Raw genomic sequence first — 22,839 nt, 5'->3', positions numbered from 1 at the left:
ATTGTTTCAGGCTGCCTGAAAATCATTTTTGCAAACGAGCCACCAAATCCGCAGGTGCAACAAACAAAACCGCATTACCCGATTTTAAAGGTGCGAGCAAATTCAAATCGGCTAATTCTTTCAATAATTTCCGTGCTGTGTTTTCAGAAATTTTAAATTGCGTTGCCAACTCTTTTGCAGAAAATATTCTGCCTTTTTCATGAACTGCCATCTTCAAAATTTCAATTTGCCGTTCATCTAAATCATGTTGTTGAATAAAATGCAAAATTTGAGCGGTAAAATCTTGGCGTTGCCTGTTTTCACGTTCCACATATTTTTCAAAATCATCAATGGCTTGCTTGATTTTATCCAGTTGAAAATAAATGAAATAAGTCATATCCAACTCATCGCGTTCGGTGTAAACATAGGATTTGCCATAGCCCGTACTCGCTTGCAACAACAGGCGGCTGATGGACACAAATTCAAACAAAGCATAGCCATTTTTCAACATAAACCAATAAAATAAAGCCCTTGCGGTGCGTCCATTGCCATCGCCAAAGGGGTGAATGTAGCCAATCAGAAAATGCAAAATAATCGCTTTGACAATCGGGTGGATAAAATCAGGCTGCCTGAAACCGTCGTGTTCGGCATTGGCAAACTCGCATAATGCGTCCATCAATTCGGCGACATCTTCGTGTGGTGGCGGTTGGTGCAGGAGATTGTTTTCGCCATCGTAAATCGCAAAATCATCGCTTTGCCGAAATTCGCCCGAAATGGCGTTGTTTTCAATCACATCGTGGGTGGCGGTGCGGTGTAAATCCAAAATTAAATCAATGCTTAATTTTTCATCTTTTAATTCAATCACTTTTTTCATCAAATGGTAATTGTTGATGACCATTTTTTCGTAATCGTTTTTAGGTTTGTTGGGGCGGCGTGTGATGAGTTCTTTGGCGATTTTGCGCGTGGTGGCTGCGCCTTCCATTTGCGCGGAAGTAATGGCTTCTTCCATGCTTAAAATGTGTTTGTCTTTTTGATTTATCAGTTGGATATTGTAATGGCTGCTGGTTTTGTCAATAAAATGCAGCAGGGCTTGCATGGTGTCGGGTACACAGTAATGAAATTCGTATTGTTCGGTTAAATGGATTGTTCTGCGAATAATTGTGCGTTTGATTTTGGTTGCTAGCCAAATTTTTTCCGCATTTTTGCCGTATTTGTGTTTGATTTTATCCCAATACAGATAGCAACCTTTATCATCAGTTGCTTGATTTTCAAATAATAATTCAAAACAATATTCTACAAATTTGTTTAATTCTGTATCATCATTTAATGTAAATGGCTCATCAGCTTGATGTTGTAAAATTTGCGTGATAACTTGACCTAATAAAATATTGATTTCATTTTCAAATTGATGCTGAAAAATTTGACTTAATTCTGGCGGATTATTGATTTTCATAATAAAAAAACTCACGCAATTTTTAAAATATTGCGTGAGTTTAACATATTTCAGGCTGCCTGAAATTTCATTTACCGCAAGCAAATAGCCATCACTTCTCCACTTGGCTCACATCGCGCACCGCGCCTGTGTCTGCCGAAGTCGTCATCGCGGCATAGGCGCGTAAAGCGGCTGAAACGTGGCGTTCACGGTTTTCGGGTTTCCACGCGCGGCTGCCGCGACTTTCCATTTCAGCGCGTCTTGCCGCCAATTCTTCATCGGAAACGTCAAGATGAATGCTGCGGTTGGGAATGTCAATTTTGACCGTGTCGCCTTCGCGTACCAAGCCGATTGCGCCGCCTTCTGCCGCTTCGGGCGAAGCGTGTCCGATGGACAAACCCGATGTGCCGCCCGAGAAACGTCCGTCTGTGAGCAAGGCGCATTGTTTGCCCAAACCTTTTGATTTTAAATAGGAAGTGGGGTAGAGCATTTCTTGCATACCCGGCCCACCTTTCGGGCCTTCGTAGCGGATAATCACGATGTCGCCTGCCACAATTTGGTTGTCCAAAATCGCGGCAACGGCTGAATCTTGGCTTTCAAACACACGCGCACGACCTGTGAAACGCCAAATGCTTTCGTCCACGCCTGCCGTTTTGACCACGCAACCGCGTTCGGCAATGTTGCCAAACAATACCGCTAAACCGCCATCTTGCGAATAAGCGTGTTCCACGCTGCGGATACAGCCATTTTCTCTATCCAAATCAAGGGTTTTCCATTCGCGTGATTGGGAAAAGGCTTCCACCGTGCGAATGCCAGCAGGAGCGGCTTTAAAGCGTTGAATGGCAACGGTATTTTCAGGGTTGGACACGTCCCATTTCGCCAAAGCGTTTTTCAGGCTGCCTGAATGCACGTTGTACACATCGGTGTGCAATTTACCTGCTTTTGCCAATTCGTTCAAAATCGCCATCACGCCACCTGCGCGATGCACGTCTTCCATATAATAATCTTTGGAATTGGGCGCGACCTTGCACAAACAAGGCACTTGACGGCTGATGCGGTCAATGTCTGCCATTTTGAAATCCACTTCCGCCTCACGCGCGGCGGCGAGCAAATGCAAAACGGTGTTGGTTGAACCGCCCATTGCCACGTCCAAACTCATTGCATTTTCAAAGGCTTGCTTGGTGGCAATGCTGCGTGGCAACACGGTTTCATCGTTTTGTTCGTAATAACGTTTGGTGATGTCCACAATCAGGCGCGCGGCTTCCAAAAACAATTCTTTGCGACCCGAATGCGTTGCCAACAGCGAACCATTGCCCGCCAACGACAAACCCAAAGCCTCGGTCAAGCAATTCATGGAGTTCGCGGTAAACATACCCGAACACGAACCGCAAGTGGGGCAAGCGTTTTGTTCAATTTCTTTGACTTCATCGTTGGAAACTTGGTCGTTGGCGGCTTCCACCATCGCGTCCACCAAATCCAGTTTGCGGTTGTCGGCAATGTGAATCGCACCAATCACTTTGCCAGCCTCCATTGGGCCACCCGACACGAATACGGTGGGAATGTTCAAACGCAAAGCCGCCATCAGCATACCAGGGGTGATTTTGTCGCAGTTGGAAATGCAAACCAGCGCGTCTGCACAATGGGCATTGACCATGTATTCCACGCTGTCGGCAATCAAATCGCGACTGGGCAAGCTATACAACATGCCGCCATGACCCATGGCAATGCCGTCATCAACGGCAATGGTGTTGAATTCTTTGGCGATTGCGCCGTGTTTTTCAATTTCACGCGCCACCAGTTGCCCCATATTGTGCAAATGCACATGACCTGGGACAAATTGGGTAAACGAGTTGGCAATGGCAATAATGGGTTTGCCAAAATCGGATTCTGCCACGCCTGTGGCACGCCAAAGGGCGCGCGCACCAGCCATGTTTCTGCCGTGTGTGGAGGTTTTGGAGCGGTAATCGGGCATTTTGTGTTCCTTTGATTTTTATGGGAAAGGGGTTTCAGGCTGCCTGAAACAAAATAACACATGATTTTATACCAAAAATCGCTTTTCAGGCTGCCTGAAACATGAAAAACAATATTGACTTGCTTGCCGTTCCCGATGCTAACCAAGAATCTGCTTTTTTATTTCTGATACCTGCCAACAGAAAAAATAATGTGCTTATGAAAAACCTTTTTTTGGCTATCTTCAAGCAGAAAACTGAAATAAAATAAATTTTTATACTTTTACATAAAATCAGTATTCGCAAGATTGATGTTCGTTCATGCAAACTTGGGTCTTGATAAAAATACACGCAGTAACACAGGAGAACAACATGAGCCCAACCGAAAAAGTGCCCTATTTGGCACATACGCCTGATGAAAATGGCATCATTGTGTATTCACAAGAAGAAAATCACACTTGGCAAAGGTTGATTGAACGCCAGCAACCTGCACTGCCCAACCGTGCCTGTCAAGAATATTTAGACGGTTTGGCTAAATTGGCTTTGCCACATAACCGCATTCCACAGCTGGGTGATATTGACCGTGTATTGCAGGACTGTACAGGGTGGCGTACTGCGGCTGTACCAGCTTTAATTTCGTTTGGTAAGTTTTTTGGCTTGTTGGCAGATAAGGCATTTCCCGTTGCCACTTTTATTCGTCGTCCCGAAGATTTTGATTACATACAAGAGCCTGATATTTTTCATGAGATTGCGGGACATTGTCCGCTGTTGACACACCCTGCGTTTGCGTTGTTTAACGAAACCTATGGTAAATTGGGCTTGGCTGCTGACAAGACTGAACGCGTGTTTTTAGCGCGTTTGTATTGGTTTACCATTGAATTTGGCTTAGTGGGACACAATCCCGAATCACGGCGCATTTATGGCGGTGGTATTTTGAGTTCGCCTGCTGAAACCGAATATGCTTTGAGCAGCAAGCCTGAATATCGTGCGTTCAATATTCAAGATGTACTGCGTACGCCGTATCGCATTGACCGCATTCAGCCGATTTATTATGTAATAGACAGCGTGGATACGCTATTTGAAGTGGCACAAACCGACATCATGAGTGAAGTGCGCCAAGCCATGCAAAAAGGTTTGTTTGACCCACACCCCAGTTTATTAAATTGATTTTAAACCATAAAGGAACATAATCATGAGTGAGTTAAAACAACAACAATGTGAAGCCTGTCGTGCCGATGCACCCAAAGTAAGCGATGATGAGCTGCCTGAATTGATGCGCCATATTCCTGATTGGCAACCAATTGTGATGGACGGTATTTTGCAACTGCAACGTGAATTTAAGTTTAAAAACTTCAAACAAGCGATGGCATTCAGCAATCGCTTGGCAGATTTGGCGGAAGCAGAAGGGCATCACCCAGGTATTTTGACAGAATGGGGCAAAGTGACCGTAACGTGGTGGTCGCACAGCATCAAAGGTTTGCACCGCAATGATTTCATTATGGCGGCGAAAACCGATGCTTTATTGGATTGAGTGTTTGTTTTTCAGGCAGCCTGAATATTTGTACACAGCAATAAATATGGTTATTTTAAAAAATCAAACCAACCTGAAATCTCTGTAACATTCAGCTTATAGGGTCTGATTTCATATCTACCCTGTTTCTGTTATGGCTAGGGGCTATTGATGATTCAGGGCGTGAGTGGAATTTGTTGGCAAAAACGATCATCAATTCAAGGCAGGTAGCAAAGTAGACTTGCAAAGCCAAAATGTGCATCAGCTTGGACATCTGATAAGCATTTTTAACGCAGAAATTGGCGATTTTTGACACAAATTCAACCATGAAACGAATTGTCCAATAGCCCTTAACTCACTTTAAAAATAATTACAACATTGGCTCGCCTTATACTTGTTCTAAATTGAGCCAACCATAAAAGTTCCATTTTTAAGCGGATATGAAATTTGAACCTAATACCCAGTTAAAAAATGGATTTTGTCAAGGTTCCTAGCCTAATTTGGGATATGGAAAAAATTTCAGGCAGCCTATAATGGCTGCCTGACAACAAATCGGCTTGGATTTCCGATGATTAAAAGGATTATTTGTAACCCACTTGTTTCATCAACATCACGGCTTGACGCTGGTTTTTGCCTGCGAGAGAAACGTTAATCACATCTTGTTTGAAATTGCCCCATTTGGCAACGTTTTCGTCAGGCTTAATGCGTGGATTAGCAGGGTATTCTTTATTCAAGTCGGCATACAGGTTTTGTGCTTCGCTGCCTGAAAGCCATTCAATGAATTTTTGTGCTTGTTCGGGCTGGCGACTGTATTTGGCAACGCCTGCACCTGAAACATTCACATGTGTGCCACGCGCTTTTTGGTCGGCAAAGAAGATACCAATCGGCAATTCAGGTTTGTTGTCTTTGGCACGACTTGCCATTAGGCGACCATAGTAGTAGGTGTTGGCAATGCCCACATCGCAACGTCCTGCACCAATTGCTTCCAACATGGCAGTGTCATTGCCAAATGGGTCAGCAGCTAAATTGGCAACCCAGCCTTCAACCACTTTTTTGGTTTTGACAAGACCTTGATTGGCAATCATGATGCCTACCAAAGATTGGTTATACACACTGTTGGACGTACGCAAACACAAGCGACCGCGCCATTTTGGATCAGCCAAATCAGCATAAGACGACAATTCAGCAGGTTTCACTTTATTGGTGTTGTAGAAAATAGTGCGCGCACGTACAGAAAGACCGAACCATTGATTTTTAGGGTCGCGCAAATGCGGTGGAATGTTGCTGGTCAAAACTTTGGATTGAATGGGTCGCAATAAGCCCATTTCGCTTGCTTGCCACAGATTGCCACCATCAACAGTAATGAACACATCAGCAGGACTGTTGCTGCCTTCTTCTTTCATGCGTTCCATCAATGGACCAGCTTGCCCGCTTACCAATTTCACATTAACGCCTGTTTTCTTGTGGTATTCTTCCACAATCGGTTTGAGCAGATTATCGGCACGCGAGGTATAAACCACCAATTCTTGTGCTACAACAGGTGCAGTCATGCCCAAAGTGGCAAGTGCAAATAATACGGTTTTTTGGATTTGATTCATCAGTATTTTCCTTTAAAACAATGGCATAGTTTTAAAATATGCCGTTTTCAAGTTGGGTTTACTGCAAGGACAACCTGTGTTTAGGCTGTGGTGGACATTGTATGCGAATTTTTATGAAGTAACAAGAAGCAATCTCATTCGCTATACGGATTGTTTTTCGTAGCAAAAACGCCGATAATGTCATTTTGTGTTCGCTGTGTGTTGGCGAACTGTTTTCATATCTTAAAAATCCCAATTTTATGAAATCTGTTTCTCGTTTATTGTTACCACGTTTGTGGTTAATGGTGTGTATGGTGGCGGTATTGCTGCCTTTATCGGTGATTTTGTCAGCTTGGGGCAGTTTTGATGCGGAGTTGTGGGATTTCTTATGGGAATTTCAGCTGCCTTTATTGTTGAAAAACACGTTTTTCTTGGTACTGGGTGTGGGTGCAGGAGTTTTGATTTTGGGCACTTCTGCGGCATGGCTCACAGCTTTGTATCGTTTTCCTTTACAAGGCTTTTTCTTTTGGGCAATGATGTTGCCATTAGCAATGCCCGCTTATGTTTTGGCGTTTACGCAACTGGGTTTGTTTGATTACACAGGACCGATTAGTACATGGTTGCGTGAAACACAAGGCTGGGAGCGTGGGCTGCCTGAAATCCGCAATGGCTGGGGTTTAATTTGGGTAATGAGTTTCACTTTTTACCCTTATGTTTACCTTTTGGCACGTAATGCATTTCAAACGATGGGACAACGCGCATTAGAAGCAGGTGCGGCTTTGGGTTTATCACCGTATCAAGCATTTTGGCGATTGGCGTTGCCGATGGCGCGTCCATGGCTGGCAGGTGGTACGATTTTGGCTTTAATGGAAACATTGGCTGACTTTGGCACAGTGTCCATATTCAGCTACGACACATTTACGACTGCCATTTATCAGGCATGGTTTGATTTCTATTCCATTGAAACTGCCAAACAATTGGCAGCAATGTTGATATGTGCGGTTTTTGTGTTGTTGGCATTGGAGCAATGGTCGCGTGGTGCGCGCCGTTTTAGCCAAACAGGTCGCGGTACAGCTCAATACCGCAAGCAGCTTTCAGGCAGCAAAGCGTATTTGGCAAGTGCTTATTGTGGTGGCATTTTGTTTGTGGCATTTATTTTGCCTGTGATGCAACTGATTGTATGGGCATATCAAACTTTTGATGATGGTTTCAATACTTCACTTTGGCAACAGACATGGCATACCTTTTCGGCTTCCATGATTGTGGCATGGATAACGGCAGCAGTTGCTTTGTTGTTGGCTTTATCTAAACGCGCACACGGCGGACGTTTTGCCCTTATCAGTACGCGTATTGCTACTTTGGGTTACACCGTACCTGGTACGGTTTTGGCGGTGGGTATTTTTGTACCCGTAGCATGGTTGGACAATCAGCTGATTGCTTTTTTAGGGCTACCTGAAGAAGTAACAGGCATCATCAAAGGCACTTTGGTAGTCATGATGTTTGCCTTATTGATCCGTTTTTTGGCGGTGGGGTTTGCGAATGTGGAAGCAGGATTGGAGCGGATTAGTCCCAGTCAAGCAGAAGTGGCACGCACTTTGGGCTGCAATGGCATACAAGTTTTGCGCCGCGTTTATGTTCCCTTACTCAAAGGTGCAACAGGTACTGCCATTTTGATGGTTTTTGTGGAAACCATGAAAGAAATGCCCATTACCTTAATGACACGACCTTATGACTGGGACACTTTGGCAGCACGCATTTATGCGTTTACCACCGAAGGACAATATGCCAATGCCGCCTTACCCGCCTTATTGATTGTCCTAACAGGTCTGCTGCCCGTTATTTTCTTTTCTCGCACGGAGCAACAAAAATGAGTTTATCTTTGCATCACATTCATGTTGCTTTTGGCAACAAAACCGTTTTACATGATTTCAACTTGCATTTAGCACAAGGCGAAAGCGCGTGTTTGTTGGGACAGTCGGGTTGTGGTAAAACCACCGCCTTGCGTGTGATTGCAGGTTTTGAAACACCACAAAGTGGGCAAATCATGACCGATGGACGTGATTTGACAAACATACCCGCGCATTTGCGGCAGATTGGTATGGTATTTCAAGATTACGCCTTGTTTCCACATTTAACTGTGGCAGACAACATTGCTTTTGGACTGCATCATTTGCCACGAAGCGAACGCCAACAACGCACAGTAGAATTGGCAGAATTAACGGGATTAACGGATTTATTGAAACAATATCCACATCAAATTTCAGGTGGACAACAACAGCGTACCGCTTTAGCACGCGCACTTGCGCCACGTCCCAAACTGATTTTATTGGACGAACCGTTTTCCAATTTAGATGCCGATTTGCGTACCCAATTGTCGCAAGATGTCAAAAAACTGTTAAAACAGCAGAACATTACCGCCTTAACAGTAACACACGACCAAGCAGAAGCCTTTGCGGTTGCCGACAAAATCGGTGTGATGCGAAACGGCAAGCTGGTACAATGGGACACGCCACAAAACATTTACCACAATCCTGCTGATGCACAAATTGCTGCTTTCATCGGTTCAGGCAGCCTGATTACAGGACAAGTACGGCAAAATGGTGAAGTACAAACCGCATTAGGCTGCCTGAAAGTCGATACACGCGATTTAACGCCCCAAACTACTGTGCGTGTTTTTGTGCGTCCTGAAAGCCTGATAGTAGCGGACAATGAAACCGTTGGTACACCTGCACAAATATTGGAACAGGAATTTAAAGGCAGCCACTGGGCGCATACATTGGTTCTGTCCGATGGCAGTAAACTCCTGCTACACACCGCACAACCATTTTCAGGCAGCCTATTGGTGCGACATCAAGGTCATGCGGTGGTGTTTGCAGACAATGAATAAATGACTTGCGTAGAGTAGGTGCTGACACCCATCACCTATCACAACGATGATTGATGTTCAGGCTGCCTGAAAAGGATGAATGCCAGCACCCACCCTACACAAGTCATTTATTTTCATGCTATTTTCAATTTTCTTATTCCAAACAAATGTTCATTGGTTTTTCAGGCAGCTTTACAGTACACAGCAATTTGAAAAACACATTTTCTGGATACCGCTGAATTCACATTAAAATACAAAAAATTAAGACAAGACAGTCGCTGCTGTCTTGTCTGTTTTTATTTAAAACGACCGTAATCTTGTGTTTTGCACCGTGCGCCAAGCGCATCATGATTGTGGCGATACCATTCCCATACAAACAATAAACCGCCTACAATCAAGCGATGTCGCCAACGACTGGGCAACATGGCGAGTTTGAGCAAGCGTTTGTTGCTGATGAAACCCGTTGCACGGTGGGCAAAGTGCATCAAGGTTTGTGAAGGTGCAGCATTATTGTGTCGGATTCCGCGTTTTTGGGCATGAACGGCTGCTATTTTCAGTTGCATTAATCGGGCTTGCAATACCAATAATTCACGCTCTTGTTTGCGATTGGAATGACTCATCAGATTGCTCCTGAAATAAGGGGTCAAAATGGGAATGGGTTGTGCCACGTAAATGGGCAAGGTCGTTTTGCATTTCGTTTAGGGTATGGTTTAATGGCTTGCGACTGTTTTGCCAAATGATGGGAATACGATAAATCATCAGTAATAAAGCAAGCAGCGCAATAATGGCAACACCAAAAAATACCCCGATTTTGATGTGTTCAGGCAGCATGGCATTCAACCCCAATAATAATGCCATTAAGAAAATTAAAGTTAAAACAGCAGCAAAAGCGATGCAGGCAACAATTTTGATGATGCCCGCCAGTTGTTCTTCCATATCCAAACGCAGCAGGCGCACGCGCAAGAGCAATAATTCCGAGCCGTGTAGCCATAGGTTTTTGAAATGATTGATTTCTTGGCGAATCCCCATGCTTTTGCTTTCCTTATTCAAAATTCAAAAAGCTGCCTGAAAATGCAGACAGCTTTTGTTTGTCTATTCAATAGAGACGGTTAACGGCGGTTCAGTAAAACCCCTACAACCAAACCCGCCAAAGCTGCGAAACCCATTGCATAATAAGGCTTTTCGTTGACATAGTCATCAGCACGTTTGGCATGGATTTTCACTTGTTCTACTGCACGTTCTTCAAAATCTTGAAGTTTATTTTGTACATCGCGCAACTGACCTTTTAAACGTGCCTTTAATGCGCGGGTTTCCTCTTCCCCTTGTTCTATGCCGTCTTGATACAGGCTCTCTACTTCATTTAATACGCTGCGGATTTCATTTAACAGGGCTTCTTTTTGTTTGTCAAAATCGCGTTTCATGTCATGCTCCTTATGCAGTTACTCATGGTAAGATTAATGTTGCCTTGTTCAGACACTTTTCACTATGCCTGAATAAGTGGCATATTGGCAAGGGAAATTGTGATTTTTAACATAAACTTTCAAGCTGCTTTTTAGAATGGTTGTAGTGCTTTTCAATTCTGAAACTGTACACAACAACTTTTTAAGATGAACGTTAATCTGTTTTCCTGTCTCAAATATCGGGTTTGGCAAGTTCTTCGTAGCAACTGTATTTTTAACCCCGTCAGGTAAAAATACAGTTGCTATGCGGCGGTAGATTTGAGAACTTGGTAAGTTTGGGTTGGATTTCAGACAGCCTTTGCTGCTTGCCCAAATACCTGTTGCCACAATGTTTTAACTACTGCATAGTCTGCCAATAATGTTTCATCAATTTGAACGTGTGCGATGTCGCGCAATTTTGTGTTATGTTGAATGTGTCGGAAACGGCGATACGCATCGGCAGCTTGTTGGGCAATGTCTGCATCAATTAAACTGCGCCGTGCCGCCATACCCAAAAGGGCAATGTTGCCGTAATTTTCCAATAAGGCTGGTTCAGTTGCACTTTTTGCCAACACCAAATATTGCACCATAAATTCTACGTCCACTACGCCACCACGTGCGTATTTAACATCGCTGTCCACAGGCGGATGCGTGGGAAACATTTTTTCGCGCATTTCAATTATCTCTTGATGCAATTTTTGTTCATCACGCGGCTGAGTCAAAATGGCGCGGCGTATGTTTTCAAATTGCTTGCCCACGGTTTCGCTACCACACACAAAACGGGCGCGGGTTAAGGCTTGATGCTCCCAAGTCCATGCTTTTTCGTGTTGATAGTGTTCAAAAGCGGTGATGCTGTGGACGATGAAGCCGTTGTCGCCATCGGGACGCAAACGCAAATCGGTGTCGTAAAGTGTGCCTGCACCTGTGCTGCCTGAAAGCCATGTGTTCAAACGGCGTGCAAGTTTAGCGTAATGGTCGGCGGCTTCGGGGTGTGGGTCATCATACAGGTAAACCAAGTCCAAATCGGAGGTGTAACCCAATTCTTTGCCTCCCAATTTGCCGTAGGCAATGATGGCAAATTGCGGGTCTGGTCTGTGGGTTTTGGGTATGCTTTGCCACGCGTGTTCCAACGTGAGTGTCAGTATGGTATCGGCCAGCAGGGAAAGTTCATCGCTTAATGCCTCTACAGTCCAACACCCTGCCAAATCTTGCATTGCCAAACGGAAAATTTGCGCGTGTTGAAAACGGCGCAGGGTGTCCATTTTGCTTTCTGTGTCTTCACAGGCATTGAGGCTGCCTGAAAGTTCGGTTTTGAGTGTGCGCCAGTCCAAAGGCTGCATCAGTTGTGCAGACAACAGTTCATCTAATAAAATGGGGTGTTGTTGCAAATATTCTGCCAACCATGCACTTTGTGCCATCAAGTTGGCAAGCTGTTTGCGTGCTTGTGGATAGTGGTTGAGAAACGCCAAATAAGCAGAACGGCGGCTGATGGTTTCCAAAAACGACAACAAACGCCATATCGCTTCATCAGGTGCGTGCGTGCTGGCAGCTGCTTCAATCAGACGTGGCACAATCGCATCAAAACGTGGTTGTGCTTGTACGGAAAGTTGGCGATAGCGATTGCTGTTTTTCAATTGCCACAGGCGTTGAGCGAGGCTTTCAGGCTGCCTGAAACCTATATCGGTAAGTGTAGCAACATTGTTGCTGATGTCATCGGCATTTAACCACACGCTGCTATAAGGTGCATCATCGGTATTTTCGGCTTCGGGTTCAGCAAGAATTTGAGCAAACACTTGAGCAACAACTTGGCGATGGGCATTCAGGCTGCCTGAAAAAGCAGCATAATTGGCAAAACCCATGCTTTGCGCCAATAATTGCTGTTGTTCGGCGTTTTCAGGCAGCGTTTGGGTTTGTTGGTCGTCCCAGTATTGCAAGCGGTGTTCCACATCACGCAAAAAACGGTAGGCTGCCAACAAATCTGCTACCGTGTTTTCAGGCAGCATCTGCATTTGCGCCAAACGTTGCAGCGTTTCTTGTGTGCCTTTTAATTGCAAGGTTTTATGCTGACCGCCGCGTATCATCTGGAAAATTTGTGCCACAAATTCCACTTCGCGTATGCCACCTGCACCCAATTTGATGTTGTCTGCGCTGTATTTTTTGGTGGCTTCGGCACGAATTTGACGGTGCAAATCACGCATAGCAGCATAGGCGTTGTAATCCAAATATTTGCGGAATACAAAGGGACGCACGACACCAACAATGTCATTGGCATACGGCGTTACTACGCGCCCTTTGCACCACGCATAACGTTCCCACTCGCGCCCTTGCGTCATCAAATATTGTTCCAAAGCCGTTTCGCTCCACACCAGCGCACCGCTGTCGCCATCAGGTCGCAAGCGCATATCCACACGAAAAACCTGTCCTTCGTCTGTGATATCGTCCAATAAAGCAATGATTTTGCGTCCAACTTTGGTAAAAAACGTTTGATTGTCTTGGCTGCGCCGTCCGTCCGTTTCGCCTGCTTCGCCATAGATGAAAATCAAGTCAATATCGGAAGACACGTTCAACTCAAAACCACCTGCCTTGCCCATTGCCACCACACTCAAATGCTGTGCCACACCCGTATGCCGTCCTTTAGGTGTGCCATACATTTCACGATAATATTGCTCGGCAAACGCTGCCGCCGTGTTCACCGCAAAATCGGCAAATTCGGTAATCGTACGCGTTACTTCCGCCAAATCGGATACGCGGTTTAAATCACGCACCATAATCTGTGCCAGCACATAACGGCGCAAAATCCGCAACTGCCGTGCCAATTCGCTTTCATTCAAGGTCGCCTGAAAGCCTTGCCAATCGGCAAATGCCATAAAATCGGTTTTTTCAAGTGGTTTTGCCAAGATATGTGCCAAATGTACGCCGTCCAATTTATTGTGGTCAAGCTGGCGCGATAACCAAAGGGAATGAGAGCGGGCAAAGGCAAGCATGGCATAGGTATTCATGGACGACTTTCAGTAAAAATGGACTGCCAGCGAAACAAACCATTTCTTTTTAAACAAAATTTCAGTATACGACAATTTCTCAACAATCTATTCCCTTCATCGTTTCTAACGGAGGAAGGAACAAATTACAGGTCGTGTACCGCAAAACAAAATATTGCCGCAGAACTAAGAACCTGTATTCATAAGATTGATGGCTTGATTTTATTGTCCATTCTTGCGAATACAAGGCGGATTTTCATGCCAATATTGAACATATCAGCGTGAAAAGCCAAGGCAGTCGGCGCATGAAGTGGCGATAAAAGCAAACTATTGAGATTGTGAATACAGGTTCTAAAAGCAGTACGGCGTTGCCAACACCCTTATGTACCACTCACGGTGGACGTTGTCGCCTTGTACTGCTTTTTCACTTCTACAACTATGGCAGTATACAATGATTTTCATTCCCTGTTCCTACCCCTGCTTACGGGGCAAATGTACCAAGTTTTCAAATTTGGATACCGCATCAGAGAATTTGGCAAATCTTGGAGCGAGATAAGAATGGCTCATTAAGCAACATATTTTGATGAGATTGGGGTTTTCAGGCAGCCTGATGTCACACCATAAACCACCATCAACCTTAATGAATACAGGTTCTTAAACCACCGTTTCCACTGTTTCCCCATTGTCAAACACCAAAATTTTTTCAGGCCAACGCATCGCTGCCAAACGGTATTGCGAGTCGGTTGGCGCAATATTGCGTTTGCGGTCGCGCCAACGTGCGCCAACTGAAAAATCAATGCAAAACACATTCTTACGCGCACCATGCCAATGATTCGAGGGGAAATCAAACATGCCTTGACGGTGTTTGGGTTGAGGCATATGGGTAAACCATGGTCGCCAATAATGTCCCACTATCACATGTGCGTTATCGCGATAATCGTCCCACCACGCATCACGCACCGAAAATCGCCAACGCCCACCAGCAAAAAACGGTTCTGCTGCCGCTTTTTCTGTACCACAAACCAAAGCCCGCATCGGGTGGCTGCTGTTGCGATAAACATCATGTGCTGCCGTGGCAGGCATCAAAGGCGGCACAATAGACGGATTTTCCAAACCATGTGCGTGCAAACGCTGCTCCGCCAAATAATCATCAAACCAAGGTGCATGTTTGATGCAGCAATTCAATTCATCGTCCCACTCGCCATAATATTCGCTGGGACATTTTTGTTCCACACAGTCCAACAAACGCGACACCGCATTGGGCAACCACGCCGCATGCACAATCCGCAAATCCGCACGCTGCAAAATAATCGGTTGGCGTTTCAATAAATCCCACAAAGCCTGTTTACCATTTTCAGGCAGCCTAGACCAAGGCGCGTAATTGGGTTCATCCAATTGCGCGCGCTGATGAAAAAACCAGCCCGAACCATCTTTCGCTTCGCGGTTCAATAAATTTAATTCATGATTACCCAATACCATCAAGGCATTGCCAGCACGATAAGCCTGCCTGAACCACTCAAACACCGCAGGCGAGTCAGGACCTCTGTCTGCCAAATCGCCCACAAACACCAACTTTCGTCCTTGTGGGTGGCTGCCATCGGGACGATAACCCAAATAGTGCAACAAATTCTGCAAAGCCTCAAACTGACCATGCACATCGCCCACCACGTCCAAGCTGCCCGCAGGCAAATTTTGTATTAAAGACATATGCACCATTTCAAGAATTTAACCATGCCATTATACAGATGCCCCAACCATCTCGCATCTATCTTAATGTCATCAAGCCGCCTTTCAGCACTCGATAAAAATATTCAGACTGCCTGAAATATTTCTTATAAATACCATCTTTCCAGTCAGCCTAAATTGTCAAAAAATTCACACAGTTTGGGCTTGATAAACAATTTGGTGTTTGAATACACCGAAGCAAAACTGTCCCAATCGCTTGCCAGCAGCCGCTCATAATGGACTTGAATATCAGGATTGTATTTCTTGGCAACAACAGCTGGCATATACAATAAACCATTCTGTGAATTTCTGGCAGCCTGAAAAGCGCAAAAATGCGATAATTCCCCTATTTTCCATTGTTCAGGCTGCCTGAAATGTCTGCATTTAATCTTGATGTTTTTCTGAAAACCTTGCCCACATCGGCTGGTGTGTACCGCATGATGTCGGCTGACGATACCGTGCTTTACGTTGGCAAGGCGGTGAATTTGAAACGCCGCGTGTCCAGCTATTTCCAAAAAAACGACCATTCGCCACGCATTCAGTTGATGTTGAAACAGGTTGCCAAAGTGGAAATCACGCTGACCAACAGCGAGGCAGAAGCCTTGATTTTGGAAAACAACCTGATTAAATCTTTGAACCCCAAATACAATATTTTGTTTCGCGATGACAAATCCTATCCCTATTTGATGTTGAGCGGACACGATTTTCCGCGTTTGGCGTATTTTCGCGGCACGCCAAAAAAGCCACATCGTTTTTTTGGTCCTTATCCCAACGGCTATGCGGTGCGCGACAGCATGGAAATTTTGCAAAAAGTTTTCCAATTAAGGACTTGCGAAGACAGCGTGTTTGCCCACCGCGACCGTGCGTGCTTGCTCCACCAAATCAAGCGTTGTTCTGCGCCTTGCGTGGGGGCGATTGATGGGGCGGATTACGCGCAAAGCGTTCAGGCTGCCACCGACTTCCTAAATGGCAAAACGGCTGATTTATTAAAGACTTGGGAACAGAATATGTTACAAGCTGCCGAAAACTTGGATTTTGAACAGGCGGCAAAATGGCGCGACCAGATTCAGGCTTTGAGCGTGGTGCAAGCCAAGCAATTTATTGACAGCCACACGCCCAACAATCAACAAGATATTGATATTATTGTGATTTGTGTAGAACAGGGGCAGGTGTGTGTGCATTGGGCGAGCGTGCGCGGTGGGCGACATGTTGGCGACAAAAATTTCTTTCCCGATACGCGCCACGACCCGAATCCGCAAATTGATGATTATGCCCAAGCCTTTGTTGCACAACATTATTTGGGCAAAAACAAGCCCGATGTGTTGATTGTGAATTTCAGGCTGCCTGAAAGCCTACACACCGCGTTGAATGCGGAACATGGCAAGAAAATCGCCATCGTCCAACCCGAACGCGGCGAGCGCAAAGTGTGGCTGGACAATGCCACACGCAACGCACAACTGGCTTTGTCGCAACACCAGCGCCAAAATGGCAATCAAAAACAGCGTGTTGCGGACTTGGCACACATTTTGGGGCTGCCTGAAAACGAGTTGCACCGTTTGGAATGCTTTGACATCAGCCACACGCAGGGCGAGGCAACCATGGCAAGTTGCGTGGTGTACGATGATTTTGCCATGCAGCCCAAACAATATCGCCGCTACAACATCGCCACCGCCAAAGCTGGCGATGACTATGCCGCCATGCGCGAAGTGCTGACGCGGCGTTATGGCAAAATGGTTCAGGCAGCCGCGCAGGGCGAAACGGTGCGTTTTCCCGATGTGGTGCTGATAGACGGCGGCAAAGGGCAAGTGAACATGGCTTTGCAAGTGTGGGCAGAATTGGGTTTGCAAATGCCGATTGTGGGCATAGCCAAAGGCGTGGAACGCAAAGCGGGTTTGGAAGAATTGATTTTGCCGTTTCAAAACAAAATGTTCAGGCTGCCTGAAAACAGCCCTGCCCTGCATTTATTGCAAACCATACGCGATGAAAGCCACCGTTTCGCCATCACAGGCATGAGAGCCAAGCGCGACAAAACGCGCATCACCTCATCATTGCAAGACATCGCAGGGGTGGGCGCGAAACGCAAAGCGGCATTGTTGTTGAAATTTGGGGGATTGCGTGGCGTTCAGGCAGCCAGCGTGGACGATTTGGCGCAAACCGATGGCATCAGCATGGATTTGGCACGGAAAATTTACGACCATTTTCACGGTGTTTAACGCGAAAATCATGCAAAAAGCTGCCTGAAAGTTTTCAGGCAGTTTTTCTATTTAAGATTACTCACCATTTGCCACGCGGTTTCCACAGCCGTTTTCAGGCTGCCTGAAACGCAATTTCATGGGCTTCATCAAAACTGGGTATTTCCAATTTGCCCAACATTTGCATTAAAACGTGTTCGGGTACGGCGTGTTCGCGTTGTTTGTTTTGTTTCAAGAGCTTGGCATATGGCACTTCCAAATACACGATTTTGATTTTTGCGCCATATGCGGCAAAAATATCCGTCCATTTGCTGCGTAAATCGCGGTTTAAATTGGTGGCGTTGAAGACAAAATCGCGTTTTTCGCGCAAATATTGTTTCGCCAATTCTTTGCCGATTCGCACGGCTTGGGCGGTATCGTGGCTGTTGGCGGGATTAAGTTTGTGGGCGCGGCGTATGTCGTCCAGCGAAAGGGTGGGTAGGTGGGATAAGTGTTTGTGAATAAAGGTGTCTTTTCCTGAACCTGCCAAAGCACACATCATTACGACTTCGCAAGTGAAATCGTCATACGGCACATAATCTGCGCTACCGCCTTGATTTAAATAGTGATAACGTGCTTGGGGCGTGGCGAATGGTCGTGCTTGTCCCCAGCAATTCAAGTCTTTGCACATTTCTTCAAATAAATCAATTCGCAACAATAAATCTGTTTGGTCGGCACAAATGCGTCCCAACACGTCTGCGCGCGCCAACATCGCCAACAGGCGCGTGTCCAGCACCAAACTGGCGGCAATCACCGCGCGTTCGGGGTCGGGTTTGCTGATTGCCCAAAGTGGCAGACCGTGCAGGCGCACCAGTTTGCAAATTTGCTCGCGCACGGTAAAGGGGGTGGCGATGTCGCGGTAGAGAATTTGTCGTGCGGTGTATTCGCCTTTTTGCGCGTGGCGTGGCGAGACGATGCGCGTTTTGCCGTCCACGATTTCTTCGTGGGTGGTGCTGCGTTTTTCCACATCGTGCAACAGGGCGGCTGTGAACAGAATATGTTGATTTTGTGGCGATAATTCGGCAAATTCAGGCAGCCTGAACAATTCGTCCACCACCATTTGCGTGTGGGTCAAAACATCGCCTTCGCCATGCCATTCGGGGTCTTGGGGGACGTGGCGCATTTCGTCCAGCCACGCATAATGTTGGGTCAGTTGCGCCCAATCAATCGGGCGGTGTGGGGTGTAGTGGGGGAATGTCCACATGGTTTATCCTTTTGTTTTTATTTTGGAAAATGGGGTTTCAGGCTGCCTGAAACTGAATGTATGATAAATAATAATTTTTTTATTAAAATCAACCGCTCGCCATATATTGGTAAATAAACAATCAAATTGCCTTGCGGATATTGCTTTTCCCAGCCACAGGGTACGCCGCCTAATTGGTACACTTTGAATTGTTCTGTTAAAAAATGGCTGTATGCGGTTTCATCATTCGCCCATTTTTGATACGAGAAGTAGTGCAAAAAGTTATAGAAATCGTTATAAACAAAGTCAATTGATGTACCTTTTATCAATTTATCCCAGCTTTGTTGCTGGCTGATTTGTTTAATCAAGTCAAATAGTCTGCAGGAGTATGATTCATAAACGGCTTGGATTTTGAGTATATCGGTATGGGATAGGGTTTCGTATGGAGTGGGTGTTTTGATGCGTTCAAGAGGTGGGTCTTCTAATAAATCGAGATAAACCGTGTTGCCGTGTTTATCGCTGTCTTGGTCAGTATAGTAATCATATGCTTGTAAGGCATTGAATATCAAATTATATTCGCCATTGTGAAAATGTGCTAATCTGCCACAGAAGAAAGTTTCTGATGCTAAAACATTGCGTAATGTGTCAAACGTTTTGGCGATTTCATGTTCAATGAGATTGATGTCCATATTTTGCATTTCGTGGTGTATTTTTGAAAATTAAATATTTGTGGCGAAATCAGTGTGCGTGGTGCACCCTACGGGTTTTTCAGGCTGCCTGAAAAACTTAACCCTGCATAAATTGCCAACTTTCCCAATGATATTTTGTGTAATCAATCAGTTGGGCGGGTTGCCATGTTTTTGTCCAATGCACATCGGTTTGGACGTGCTTGGCGCGTACCAATTTAAATAATTGATTAAATTCATTGGCTTGTACGGGTAAATCGCCATTGTTCACAGCAAAATCGGCGCGGTTGCGTATCACAAAACCTTCGCTGCATGGTTCGCCTGTTTTGGGGTCGTAGCCGCCCAGTTGTCCGCCTGTTTGCACATAGTCTGTCCACGCCATGCCCAAGTTGGCGGTCAGCCAGTTTTCCAGTTGCTTGTTTTCATTTAAATTGTTTTGCGTAAACGTGGCGAGTGCTTGTGTGATGGGGATTTCTGGCACGGTCGGAAAATCAAACATCGCGGCATAAAATTGCACCTCGTCCCAACTCAACCATCGCCCATTTTGGCGCACGGCGAACAGGTAAAAATAACTTTCCAGTTGAGAATAGGCAATAGAATGAATGCCATACAGATTTTCGCCAAACAGTTCCAAATCGCCCAAATCGTCTTTAATCAGCCGCCAGCGTTCCAGCAGGGGTTTGTCCCAAGCGTGTTGTGTGGGCGCGGCGTGGGAGCGCGCAAACAGCCCTGCGGCACAAAAACAGTTGTTTTGTCCGTCCAATTTTTCGGTCAGCACCAAATCGGGCAGGGCGGCAAAGTGGCGGACGTAATCGCGTGGCATAAAGCGGTCGTCTGATGTTGTGCCGAGACTGATGTGGGCGTGGAGACTGCGCGGGTATTTTTGCATGATGTTGTCCTTGTGCTTTTAATCACGCCAAATGCTGTTTTGACGTTTCAAATAAATTGCATCATCAAAGGTTTGCAGTAATTCGGGTTTAAATGCCACACAAATGGCCGCACCAATGCCACTTAAAAATGCTTCCCCCCATGTGAGCAAGAAAAAAACTGGGAATGCAGCTTGCCAAACAATGCTGCCTGAAAACACGTCTGCACTATGTAATAAACTGCATACCACCAGTCCTGTGGCAAGCATGCCAAATGCACTTGCTAAAAAAGCATTGACAAAGATGTAGATGAAGACTTGTTTGGGCAAAAATCGTTGTGTCAAATAACGAAATAATGCATTGATAAAACAAGTAGGTAAAATAATTGCCATGCCATTGAGTGCAAATACGGACAAAAAGTCGCTGCCATGTCGCAGTATGCCAAACATCAGTAACCATGCACTGCCTAATAAAAAAGCTGCTGGCAAGCCCAACATAAGTGCCACCAGATTTAGACCAAGCAAGTGATAACTCATACCATGCAGATGCCCTGCATCAATTTGAACTTGCATCAACCATAAAAGAGCAGTAATGCCCATTGCAATGGCATAAGCACGAGATGGAACGGTTTGTGGCGTAACATTAAGGTGCTTTAAAGCAAAAATGGTCAATGTTAAATAGGGTAAATAACTTATCCACATAAACCATGAAGTGAACCAATTTGCAGAAAAAATCATGATGATAAAAATTGCAATAGTATTAAAGAACTGCCAGAAAATAAGTGTGCATAAGCAGCACAAAAATGCATGACTGACACAGCTTGGAATGAGTACAAGGCATACAACAGTAAAGTAAGCCAACAAGGCAACTGTTTTAAAGTATATTAGCTATATAGTGAAGTAAAATAAGAAAGATGCAAGGCGACCACGACCGCCGTGTACAAATAGTACATAAAGGCGTGGGCAACGAAACAGATTTCTTATTTTAATTTACTATATGTTTCAGGCAGCCTGAACACCTAATATGTGGATAATATGGATAGTGTGAAAAATGCAGATACTATCTTTCCAGTCAGCCTAAATTGTCAAAAAACTCACGCAGTTTGGGCTTGATAAACAGCTTGGTGTTTGAGTACACCAAGGCAAAAATGTACCAATCAGCACATACTTGTCCCAATCGCTTACATTTTGGTTTTACCACGCGCTAGCAGCCACTCATAATAGACTTGGATATCAGAATTGTATTTCTTCGGCATATACAGTAAAGCCCACATTTTGCTGTTGCCACGTTTGCTTAACATGACTTTGCTGTCACTTTTGTCGATTTTGTGTACCTTATCCAATGATTTGGCAAAATCAAGGATACACTTGGGATTGACCATGCTTACTTTGATGCCTTTATCATGCAAAAATATGCCAACAACTCGTGGTAAATACCAGTTGCTCCCATAATCACATGAATGGTAGATAAATTAGTGGTGATGTTTTTCTCAATTCATTCTATGAATTTCAGGCAGCCATCGGGATTGTTTATCCAAAATTTTGCTGTGGATACTGCGTTTGTGGGTGTCTTTGAGGTAGGTAATGCCCCATTTTTTTGAGGAACATCAATGCCTACGATATGTTGAATGTTGTCCATCGTAGAGTCTTTCCCTGTGCATGCAGTATCTGCGAACCAAATCGGGCACTTGGATACTATTCAGATTAAACTGCTGGGAAACGGGGTAGGTTCATCTGCATTACAGCGTCTAGGCACTCAGGTTGGGCTCAATTTCCTGCTCTTTTTGGTTTTTGTGTTCATAATGTGTTTTTATCCACACAATTGAAAAGATACAAGGGTGGGTCGCTAACCTAACTCCCCCTCAATATCCCTCCTGCATAAAATAACCCAAACGAGCCGAAACCTGTTTGGGTTATTTTATGCTGATATAGTTGTAGAAGTGAAAATACAAGACAATAACTGCCGCGTATACACAAACAGTACACAAGGGATTGGTAATACCCTAATGTTTTCTTCAATTCTGAAACTATATTACTCAGCGTCTTTTTCCTCAACCAACTCAACCAATGCCAAAGGAGCATTGTCGCCTTTGCGGAAACCATATTTCAGGATACGCACATAGCCACCATTGCGGTTGGCGAAGCGTACGCCCAAATCGTCAAACAATTTCACCACCACATCGCGGTCGCGAGTGCGGTCAAATGCCAAACGGCGGTTTGCCAAAGAAGGTTTTTTACCCAAAGTAATCAAGGGTTCAACCACACGGCGCAACTCTTTTGCTTTGGGCAAAGTGGTTACGATGGTTTCATGGCTCAACAAAGAGTTAGCCATATTGCGCAACATGGCAGCACGGTGGCTGCTGGTGCGGTTTAATTTACGGTTACCATTACGATGACGCATGTCATTATCCTTTAATCT

At 45.1% G+C, this 22,839-nt stretch carries 21 protein-coding genes; 6 read left to right on the top strand and 15 right to left on the bottom strand.

Going from position 1 to position 22,839, the window contains the following annotated elements; translation table 11 throughout:
• Positions 1 to 22: 22 nt before the first annotated feature.
• Together Q4B82_RS00930 and ilvD are read right to left on the bottom strand one after the other, a co-directional pair.
• On the bottom strand, positions 23 to 1,516 hold the full coding sequence (locus Q4B82_RS00930; protein WP_303064561.1) for a Fic family protein: 1,494 nt from the start codon (positions 1,514 to 1,516) through the stop codon (positions 23 to 25).
• Between the two features lie 7 nt (positions 1,517 to 1,523).
• Positions 1,524 to 3,383 (bottom strand): dihydroxy-acid dehydratase, encoded by a 1,860-nt coding sequence (gene ilvD, locus Q4B82_RS00925; protein ID WP_303064560.1) that lies wholly within the window; start codon positions 3,381 to 3,383, stop codon positions 1,524 to 1,526.
• A gap of 101 nt (positions 3,384 to 3,484) precedes the next feature.
• Here ilvD and Q4B82_RS00920 point away from each other — a divergent pair, with 101 nt between their 5' ends.
• From Q4B82_RS00920 to Q4B82_RS00910, 3 genes are all read left to right on the top strand, one after another.
• Entirely contained in the window at positions 3,485 to 3,631 is a 147-nt protein-coding gene (locus Q4B82_RS00920; RefSeq protein WP_303064559.1) for a hypothetical protein, read from the top strand.
• 101 nt (positions 3,632 to 3,732) lie between these two features.
• Positions 3,733 to 4,527: a phenylalanine 4-monooxygenase gene (gene phhA, locus Q4B82_RS00915; protein WP_303064558.1), complete on the top strand. Its 795-nt coding sequence runs from the start codon at positions 3,733 to 3,735 to the stop codon at positions 4,525 to 4,527.
• Positions 4,528 to 4,552: 25 nt separating this feature from the next.
• Positions 4,553 to 4,891 (top strand): 4a-hydroxytetrahydrobiopterin dehydratase, encoded by a 339-nt coding sequence (locus tag Q4B82_RS00910; protein ID WP_303064557.1) that lies wholly within the window; start codon positions 4,553 to 4,555, stop codon positions 4,889 to 4,891.
• A 560-nt stretch (positions 4,892 to 5,451) separates the two neighbouring features.
• Here Q4B82_RS00910 and Q4B82_RS00905 read toward each other — a convergent pair.
• Positions 5,452 to 6,468: a Fe(3+) ABC transporter substrate-binding protein gene (locus Q4B82_RS00905; RefSeq protein ID WP_303064555.1), complete on the bottom strand. Its 1,017-nt coding sequence runs from the start codon at positions 6,466 to 6,468 to the stop codon at positions 5,452 to 5,454.
• Positions 6,469 to 6,707: 239 nt separating this feature from the next.
• On the opposite strand from Q4B82_RS00905, the gene Q4B82_RS00900 reads away from it, so the two are divergent.
• Positions 6,708 to 8,318, top strand: coding sequence for an iron ABC transporter permease (locus tag Q4B82_RS00900; protein ID WP_303064554.1), 1,611 nt, complete (start codon positions 6,708 to 6,710; stop codon positions 8,316 to 8,318).
• Positions 8,315 to 9,334, top strand: a complete 1,020-nt coding sequence (locus tag Q4B82_RS00895; protein WP_303064553.1) for an ABC transporter ATP-binding protein — start codon at positions 8,315 to 8,317, stop codon at positions 9,332 to 9,334. Before Q4B82_RS00900 ends, Q4B82_RS00895 begins: the two co-directional genes overlap by 4 nt.
• Before the next feature lie 275 nt (positions 9,335 to 9,609).
• Here Q4B82_RS00895 and Q4B82_RS00890 read toward each other — a convergent pair whose 3' ends face one another.
• The 6 genes from Q4B82_RS00890 to Q4B82_RS00865 all read right to left on the bottom strand — a co-directional run bounded on the left by Q4B82_RS00890 (position 9,610) and on the right by Q4B82_RS00865 (position 15,739).
• On the bottom strand, positions 9,610 to 9,933 hold the full coding sequence (locus Q4B82_RS00890; RefSeq protein ID WP_303064552.1) for a hypothetical protein: 324 nt from the start codon (positions 9,931 to 9,933) through the stop codon (positions 9,610 to 9,612).
• Positions 9,902 to 10,342, bottom strand: a complete 441-nt coding sequence (locus tag Q4B82_RS00885; protein WP_303064551.1) for a phage holin family protein — start codon at positions 10,340 to 10,342, stop codon at positions 9,902 to 9,904. Before Q4B82_RS00885 ends, Q4B82_RS00890 begins: the two co-directional genes overlap by 32 nt.
• Positions 10,343 to 10,422: 80 nt before the next feature.
• The gene (locus tag Q4B82_RS00880; RefSeq protein WP_303064550.1) at positions 10,423 to 10,734 is read right to left on the bottom strand and encodes a YqjD family protein; all 312 of its coding nucleotides are present in this window, start codon (positions 10,732 to 10,734) and stop codon (positions 10,423 to 10,425) included.
• 326 nt (positions 10,735 to 11,060) lie between these two features.
• Entirely contained in the window at positions 11,061 to 13,751 is a 2,691-nt protein-coding gene (gene glnE / locus Q4B82_RS00875) for a bifunctional [glutamate--ammonia ligase]-adenylyl-L-tyrosine phosphorylase/[glutamate--ammonia-ligase] adenylyltransferase (RefSeq protein WP_303064549.1), read from the bottom strand.
• A 633-nt stretch (positions 13,752 to 14,384) separates the two neighbouring features.
• A complete protein-coding gene (locus tag Q4B82_RS00870; RefSeq protein WP_303064548.1) occupies positions 14,385 to 15,437 on the bottom strand; it encodes a metallophosphoesterase in 1,053 nt (350 codons plus the stop codon).
• A gap of 146 nt (positions 15,438 to 15,583) precedes the next feature.
• Entirely contained in the window at positions 15,584 to 15,739 is a 156-nt protein-coding gene (locus Q4B82_RS00865) for a hypothetical protein (protein WP_303064547.1), read from the bottom strand.
• Between the two features lie 90 nt (positions 15,740 to 15,829).
• Here Q4B82_RS00865 and uvrC point away from each other — a divergent pair, with 90 nt between their 5' ends.
• The gene (gene uvrC, locus Q4B82_RS00860; RefSeq protein WP_303064546.1) at positions 15,830 to 17,668 is read left to right on the top strand and encodes an excinuclease ABC subunit UvrC; all 1,839 of its coding nucleotides are present in this window, start codon (positions 15,830 to 15,832) and stop codon (positions 17,666 to 17,668) included.
• A gap of 94 nt (positions 17,669 to 17,762) precedes the next feature.
• Here the strand turns inward: uvrC and Q4B82_RS00855 are convergent, their stop codons facing one another.
• The 6 genes from Q4B82_RS00855 to rplQ all read right to left on the bottom strand — a co-directional run bounded on the left by Q4B82_RS00855 (position 17,763) and on the right by rplQ (position 22,821).
• A complete protein-coding gene (locus tag Q4B82_RS00855) occupies positions 17,763 to 18,890 on the bottom strand; it encodes an AAA family ATPase (RefSeq protein WP_303064545.1) in 1,128 nt (375 codons plus the stop codon).
• Between the two features lie 17 nt (positions 18,891 to 18,907).
• Complete coding sequence (locus Q4B82_RS00850; RefSeq protein WP_303064544.1) at positions 18,908 to 19,558, bottom strand: hypothetical protein; 651 nt, start codon at positions 19,556 to 19,558, stop codon at positions 18,908 to 18,910.
• A gap of 97 nt (positions 19,559 to 19,655) precedes the next feature.
• Positions 19,656 to 20,444 (bottom strand): RNA ligase family protein, encoded by a 789-nt coding sequence (locus Q4B82_RS00845; RefSeq protein WP_303064543.1) that lies wholly within the window; start codon positions 20,442 to 20,444, stop codon positions 19,656 to 19,658.
• An 18-nt stretch (positions 20,445 to 20,462) separates the two neighbouring features.
• Positions 20,463 to 21,158, bottom strand: coding sequence for an energy-coupling factor ABC transporter permease (locus tag Q4B82_RS00840; protein ID WP_303064542.1), 696 nt, complete (start codon positions 21,156 to 21,158; stop codon positions 20,463 to 20,465).
• 443 nt (positions 21,159 to 21,601) lie between these two features.
• On the bottom strand, positions 21,602 to 21,829 hold the full coding sequence (locus tag Q4B82_RS00835; RefSeq protein WP_303064541.1) for a hypothetical protein: 228 nt from the start codon (positions 21,827 to 21,829) through the stop codon (positions 21,602 to 21,604).
• 623 nt (positions 21,830 to 22,452) lie between these two features.
• A complete protein-coding gene (gene rplQ, locus Q4B82_RS00830; protein ID WP_303064540.1) occupies positions 22,453 to 22,821 on the bottom strand; it encodes a 50S ribosomal protein L17 in 369 nt (122 codons plus the stop codon).
• Positions 22,822 to 22,839: the final 18 nt, after the last annotated feature.

Origin of the sequence: Alysiella sp. (assembly GCF_030525755.1) — a bacterium.
Lineage (GTDB): Bacteria > Pseudomonadota > Gammaproteobacteria > Burkholderiales > Neisseriaceae > Simonsiella.
Note: the sequence above shows the minus strand (reverse complement) of the source record. Positions and strands in the feature narration are given on the sequence as shown.